Raw genomic sequence first — 6628 nt, forward strand, 5'->3', positions numbered from 1 at the left:
GATTGCCTCCTGGGTATGTTTTTAGTGGTTAAAAACATTGTACCGTAAAGAGGCGTTCATATGGCCTTTTTGCTTTTACACAATTATATGGACTTTATCCTCCTTAATTCAGAACGTATAAAATTATTATAGCAGTATTGCTAGTTTAGAGTAATCCATGTTAATTAGAATACTCAAATACTCCATGAGAGGTGATAAGATAATTTCCCTCTATTTCCATATCACGTCCCAAAGCTTGATAATCAATATAATTTTGTAAATTAGAAGGTACTTCACCAAGTTGTCCTGTTTCTTCCACATAATAACGGGCGACATCTTCCATAGAATCACATTCACTATAACAATGAATATTCTCTTTGTTTTCCAGTAATTCTTCCAAGCTACTAAACCACATGCCTTGAATTTCTTTGAGTTCATTATAAATAGGTGTACCTTCGATTTCTTGAATGGCTTCACATAGACGGTTGATTTCACTAATTGGCGTGTATTCGTCCACATCAAAAGGAAGCTCAAAATCATGTATGGCGTATTCTTCGTAGTTCTCATTTAAACCGATTCTTTCTGCCATTTCTTCCTCATCAATTGGTGGAGTAAACCATGATCCAACTAATTCACCTTCATTATACCGTCCCAAATTTGCCACATAGACTTTCAATTCCAATTCTTATCACATCCTTTTTATAAAATATAGTCAAAAAAAAAGTAGCAATCAGTTAATGACGCTACTTATCAAGGTATCCGCTAATATAATCTGTAACTGTACTTGAAATACCTATTATTAGTTTTGCTTCTCTCTTTCCAATAATATTTGTATTAGGATGTGCAAGTGAATGCCTATTTCTTGCTTCATTAAGAGAGCTAATCATTCCATTTGATGACCTTATCGTTGTCTTCACTATATCAGCAAGTTCAGTAGGTTGAATTTCTTTTTCAATTAATTGTTGTATCCTACTATATAATTTAGATAGATTTTCGTCTCTAGGAACTGTAATTTCATATTTTTTTAGTATTTCAATTAAATATCCATGAAAAGCAGTGTGAACTCTGTCAAAGGCACGTTGATATTCACCATTACTCATGAAAGACTCAGCGTCTTCAATAGCTTGTGAAATCACATCACTAATTTTCAACTGACTAAAGTTAATTACTTCGTAATTCTCTGGAAGTGGTACTAAAATAGTATCCACTAATACATTATCACCTTGTTTATCATATATGGAGCTTGCTGTCTGGGTAAGCAAATCTTTATGACTTTCAAAAAAGTCTAAATCATCAAAAGGAGCTCTTATTTTAAGATAGGTGCAAAGCGTATTCCAATCCCTTTTGTATCCTTTATAATAAGTAAACTCGTTAGTCTCATCTAAAGTTACCTCTGATATTTTCATTTTAGAAACAATCTCGTTACCTCCTTCATAATAATTTGAAGAGCTCTTTCTTTCTAATGTTTTAATTAAAAGAGATTTAAATTGATCATTTGTAAACATATTCATGGATCCTTTCATAACAAAATATATACTTCCTATTTTATCATGAAAAATATCTGTTAAGCACCAATGATTCGGTTAAATAAGTTTAATAACACATCTTTCACGCCAGCTGCATTGAACACAAGTCCGACGGCGATTAAAGCAATAATCAAAAAGCCAATAAGTTTTGAAAATTCTCGTTTAAAACCTAAAAACAGTCCAATGACGACAATCGCTAACAATACCAATGACTGTGCATTATCCAAGAACCAGTTGTACAAATTCTGCCCAAAATTCATGTGATTGTCCTCCTTTCCTTAAGATATTTTTCTCGATAGTAGATATAGCTTTTTACACGCTTTAATAATTGAAAAGGAGTTAAATGCTCTCCATAAACAGTTATTCGACTGGTATAATTCTTATAAAAGCTCACTTTGTAAAAATCATAGGTATAGATGGTATCACCAGCTTGCCGTTTTCCCTCAATAATGAGAGACGTATATTTCCCTGTATTTTGTATATACGCTTGAAACCCTAACTTCTTTAATTCTTCTGTTAAGAGGCTCATGTAATCAAATCCTCCATGCCTAGATGTTGTTGTTCAATTAATTTCTCATGTTTTTCTGTCAGTTTGGCTTCATGAATCATGGTGGAAATAATGGTTGTACCGTTGAGAATATCTAAAATGCTTGCGACTTTTAATGTAGGGGCGACTTGATGATGTAACCAGTTCAATGTTCGTTCAAAAGAATAAGGTTCTGGCTGTATGGTTAGGCGTAATGCTCCACGATTTTTGCCGATAAACCATTCCCAGCGTTCATTGGTTTGCCAATCACTCCGTCGCTTGGTTTCGTCCTTATCGGCAAAGCGAATATAACGATTGATAATCTCAAACGCTGTTTTTTCTGCATTTTGATGTTCCAACAAATCTTTCATGGCTTGAGTGGCTCTGTCGTTTTTCAAACGAATTTCAAAGCGATTCTTTATTTCTGCGTCTTCTAAGGCAATATCATTTTTCACGTATTGCTCATAATCTTTCTCATATATACAGAAATAGACTTCGCTTTTTAATGAGCCAATATAAAGGGTGTTTCCCATGTCTGGTTTTTCATCACGGTGAACCAATTCACCACTGCGATAATTTTTAAAGCTCCGAAAGACGGAAATACATTCTTCCTGTTTACATTTCTTTGCCAATTCTGGAATATTCAAAATCCCTGTTTTATCGTTGATGGCTAAATCCAAGCGTTTGAAAATACCTTTATGTTCCATGCAATCTTGAAAGAAACCATACCAGCTCCGATGTTGAGCCAATAGAAAGTTTTCAAATTGCCGACAGCCTTTTCCTTTCAGTTCTAATAAAACCCCTTTACTTACATCATGAGAGACTAGGACAACAATATCACCGAAACGATAGTGTTCGGGATAAGAATAATAGCCAAAGTCTTCGTGTAGCATATAATCCATATTCAAGCGTAAAACCTCACCGATAATTTGAGACACATCATTGGTAGGGAATCGAATCCGTACATAGTCGAATAACATCTCCAATGGGTTATCGGGATTGAAGCGTTCCAAAGCGTTCAGTAAATCTTCTTTCACCTGTTGAGTAGGGACTGCCTTGCCTGTTTCAATATCCGATAGGTAAGGTCTGGTAATATGAGAAGCAACCGCCAGTTTATTTTGAGAAACGCCATAAGCCAGTCGCTTTTCTTTCAATTCCTTAATCCAAATTTTTTCGTTTTCCATTCGCAAACCTCCAATCTAAAAAAGATGTAAACTATGACCCTTGAGTTTACATCTTTCCTATTTTCCGCAATTCCTTGTACCATCAACATTGGTTGATGAGAATTGCCTGTTTTCAGTTGTATTTGTGCCCCCCTGTTAGGTAGAGGGGGCTAAAGGATTGGCGTGGCTAACGCCACACCAATCAAAGCAAGTCTGAACCTGTACCTTTCACTTCGTGCGGTACAGGCTCAGATTGCTTTTTTTGAATGACTTTTCCTATTTCTCCTAAGAAATCATACCTTTTTGGTACAAGGGGTGTATAAAACTCACTAATCACACTTTTTCCTGTATCCACATAACCTCTTCCCTTGATGGGTTTTAAGAAAAATTGTTTTTGTGTATCGCTTCCAAACATCATACCGAAGCCCATTTCAGACATACGACCCAAAGCCACACGGAAGTTAAAGTTATCTCGAATACCATCACTAAAATATTTTGCGTCTGGACGCTGACAGGCAAGAATTAAAAAGAAGCCTGCTTGTCGTCCGAGCATAACAATTTGTTTGAGTTTATTCATAACTTGTGCACTATCACGACCTAACATATCCATCATCGCCACATATTCATCAAAAATCAGGAAGTTCGCAGGTAGACCAAGATACGCATAATTTTCTCCTGTTTTGTAGTTCGGGTGTTGCTTCATGGTTTCACTACGGGCAATCATATCGTCGTAAAATTGACTAATACATGCCAGCATATCGTCTTTACGGTAATAGACATTATCTATGACCGCTCCTAAGTCTGCCAAATCAGCATTTTTAGGGTCGAGAATATAAAGCTTCGCATTTGTATGCAGGAGAGATTCAATCAATGTGAGAATAAAATAGGATTTTCCACTACCCGTGCCCCCAGCAATTAACATGTGAGGGAGAGAATCAAACTCCCAATAGACCGATTCCATCAATTTGACACGTCCATCTTGAGCTACCACATCTTCAATGCCAATTCGATTGCCAATGGTGTCATAAAGTAGAACATACTCTACATAAGAATCTTTCAACGTTTTTTCCACTAATTCACAATACAAGCCTGTTTCTAGTTTGTTTTCTAAGTGCAAGAGCTGATCTTGATATTTCCCTAAAGTGATTTCTACATGAATATGGATCAGTCCATCTTTCATTCGGTAATACATTTTAGGAAAATGGCGGATTCGTTGTTTGGTTTTCTTGCTGGATAAGTCTTTAAAGAATCCCTCTGATTGAGTTTCTTCGGCTTCATACCAATGGTTTTCTAAAATCATACGAGCTAACTTTTGACGGTGCTCTAACTGTTTTATAGAATCTATGCGATAGTGATAATAGAGCCAGCTGATGAGTCCGCATACAAAAAAAGCAGTGAGAATACTGCTCCAAAAGTATGGCGTATGCAGTTGATAGAAAAATGTATCTAACTGAACTGTTTGCCAATTCACCGATTGTAACGTTCTCCAATGAAAAGGGAGTAGAACGACTAGAAAAACTATCAGCAATGAAATCAGCACAAAATGATAGACCAAGTCCTTATCGTTGGCTTTGATTCGCTTTCCTCTGTCATGAAGCAATGGCATAAAAATCCTCCTTTCCATCTATCAAAATAATTGTGTATTGTAGATACGAGCCTGTTTATCAAAAGTTGGTTGAGAAATGGCTTCATATTTCCGATAAGCGATTCGCTTTTCAAAGCGTAAATCTTTTTCTTTCGGATAATAATGACGTCGATAGAGCGTGTGTCCTAACAGTTTTTTCGCTTCTTTTGTCAACGGATAGAGATAGCGAAACATGCGTCCATTGATTTTCTCAATCCCTTTGTATTCGCAAAATGCCTGGGAAAGCCAATGCTTTTTCTCTACCTGTTCAAAACGAGCATTTTCCTCTAATAAAAGGCGAGCACTTCGAGGGTGTATCTTTTCCCATGACTGTTTATCACGATAGACACTTGTCTTGAAATACCCGCAGTAAAAGAAGTTGGACGCTTGATAGACATAGCCACATTTTCCCTCAATTCCATCTGCCAATGTATATAAAAAATGACAGTCCGTATGTTCTTTCAACCACTTAATTAGAGCTGAAAGAGCTTGACTGCCAAAATAATTGGTTTGATTCATTTCTGGAAGAAAACACATCTTTCCAATTTCTAAATAATCTGTGGTTTGAAGGGAACTGTCGGGAAAGAGTTTGCGTATGGTTTGTAGGGGTTGCGTACCCCAGCCTAATTCCACAACGCCTAATAATTTTTCTTCTGAAAAAATCCCTAGAAAGTATTTACACAATCTAGGGAGTATCTTTGAATAATGGTATTGCCGAATAAAAGAAATGGCTTCATCTTTCGGAATTTCTTTCAAAATCAATGGTGTGTTTGTCATAAGCAACACCTATTTTTCACTTTCGGACGCTTCTTTTTTATATTTCTGATGAGGTTTTGTCTGTCCTTTTAATACAAGATCGTCTGCTTTCACGTACCAATCAACGTCTGCCCCTCGAAAAGTAGCCGTCGCTACGGTATCTGCCACAGGATTGATTAATTCCACTTCTGCGTTGTAGTCAAATTCTTTCAAAGGAACAGAAGCGGGGATACTGACTTGTATCATGCGTCCTTGTCCTTTTGATTTTAAGTCATAGGTACGTTCTTTAATTTCTTCGGAAACCGAACCATCTTCATTTTGAATACGAACCTCACGACGTAAAGCGGAAAATTTCAATGTGCCAAATGTCTGGTCTTTTTCAATCACAATACCTTCTGCTAATCTCATATTTTTTCACCTTTCCTTTCTTAAGCTTTCACCATATCGTCTGCGTGCATAATGTAATTGGTAAATCCTCTATTGCCAATTTTATAACCTTCTGCGGTAATACGTGGGTTGATGAGTCTGACTTTTTCGTCGGATTCAAAATGTTTCTCGCCAGCTTCGGAGGGAAGAATGACAACAATATCATCTGCTCGTTGAATCGTTGAGTATAAATTGTAGCTACGAGAGAGAATAGTTGGTCTGCCATTGACTCGACGTTGTTCAATATTCCCTTCACCAGCATATTCTAATTGACCAAATGTTTTTTCCATATTGGGAATGACATATTTTAATTCCATAAGTGTATCGTTCCTTTCTCACATAAAATATTTTTGGCTTACTTTATTCATTTAAAAATTTGTTAGTATCACAACCTTTCAAAGCATAAAAAATAGACGCTCATTATGAACGTCTATCATTTAAATGAATATTGAGTTTAGAATTCCATTTCGAATTTAATCAGGTCTGCTTAGGTGCAAATACTGCACTTTTATTGCACTTTTTATTTTTTTAAATAATATCTACTGAACAAATCACTTTTCTAGAAGGTTAGTGATCTATCCTTAAATAAAATGAAAAATTGCTGACTAGGAGGAGCACCTAAAAATTC

At 36.1% G+C, this 6628-nt stretch carries 9 protein-coding genes; all 9 read right to left on the reverse strand.

Annotated features, from left to right (window positions below; genetic code table 11):
* Nucleotides 1–160: 160 nt before the first annotated feature.
* On the reverse strand, nucleotides 161–661 hold the full coding sequence (locus tag E6139_RS22690) for an antirestriction protein ArdA (protein ID WP_000421245.1): 501 nt from the start codon (nucleotides 659–661) through the stop codon (nucleotides 161–163).
* A 61-nt stretch (nucleotides 662–722) separates the two neighbouring features.
* Nucleotides 723–1502 (reverse strand): abortive infection family protein, encoded by a 780-nt coding sequence (locus E6139_RS22695; RefSeq protein ID WP_000678782.1) that lies wholly within the window; start codon nucleotides 1500–1502, stop codon nucleotides 723–725.
* A 41-nt stretch (nucleotides 1503–1543) separates the two neighbouring features.
* The gene (locus E6139_RS22700) at nucleotides 1544–1765 is read right to left on the reverse strand and encodes a hypothetical protein (RefSeq protein WP_001009054.1); all 222 of its coding nucleotides are present in this window, start codon (nucleotides 1763–1765) and stop codon (nucleotides 1544–1546) included.
* On the reverse strand, nucleotides 1762–2034 hold the full coding sequence (locus tag E6139_RS22705; protein WP_000055367.1) for a hypothetical protein: 273 nt from the start codon (nucleotides 2032–2034) through the stop codon (nucleotides 1762–1764). Before E6139_RS22705 ends, E6139_RS22700 begins: the two co-directional genes overlap by 4 nt.
* Nucleotides 2031–3215: a MobT family relaxase gene (mobT, locus tag E6139_RS22710; RefSeq protein ID WP_000426691.1), complete on the reverse strand. Its 1185-nt coding sequence runs from the start codon at nucleotides 3213–3215 to the stop codon at nucleotides 2031–2033. Before mobT ends, E6139_RS22705 begins: the two co-directional genes overlap by 4 nt.
* Before the next feature lie 181 nt (nucleotides 3216–3396).
* Nucleotides 3397–4800 (reverse strand): FtsK/SpoIIIE domain-containing protein, encoded by a 1404-nt coding sequence (locus E6139_RS22715; protein WP_001130247.1) that lies wholly within the window; start codon nucleotides 4798–4800, stop codon nucleotides 3397–3399.
* 21 nt (nucleotides 4801–4821) lie between these two features.
* Nucleotides 4822–5595 carry a hypothetical protein gene (locus tag E6139_RS22720; protein WP_000185760.1) on the reverse strand — a complete coding sequence of 258 codons (774 nt, stop codon included), beginning with the start codon at nucleotides 5593–5595 and terminating at the stop codon, nucleotides 4822–4824.
* 9 nt (nucleotides 5596–5604) lie between these two features.
* Entirely contained in the window at nucleotides 5605–5982 is a 378-nt protein-coding gene (locus E6139_RS22725; protein ID WP_001234189.1) for a YdcP family protein, read from the reverse strand.
* A 20-nt stretch (nucleotides 5983–6002) separates the two neighbouring features.
* A complete protein-coding gene (locus tag E6139_RS22730) occupies nucleotides 6003–6317 on the reverse strand; it encodes a YdcP family protein (RefSeq protein WP_000421280.1) in 315 nt (104 codons plus the stop codon).
* Nucleotides 6318–6628 lie beyond the last annotated feature (311 nt).

Source organism: Enterococcus sp. (assembly GCF_032555305.1).
Classification (GTDB): domain Bacteria; phylum Bacillota; class Bacilli; order Lactobacillales; family Enterococcaceae; genus Enterococcus_A.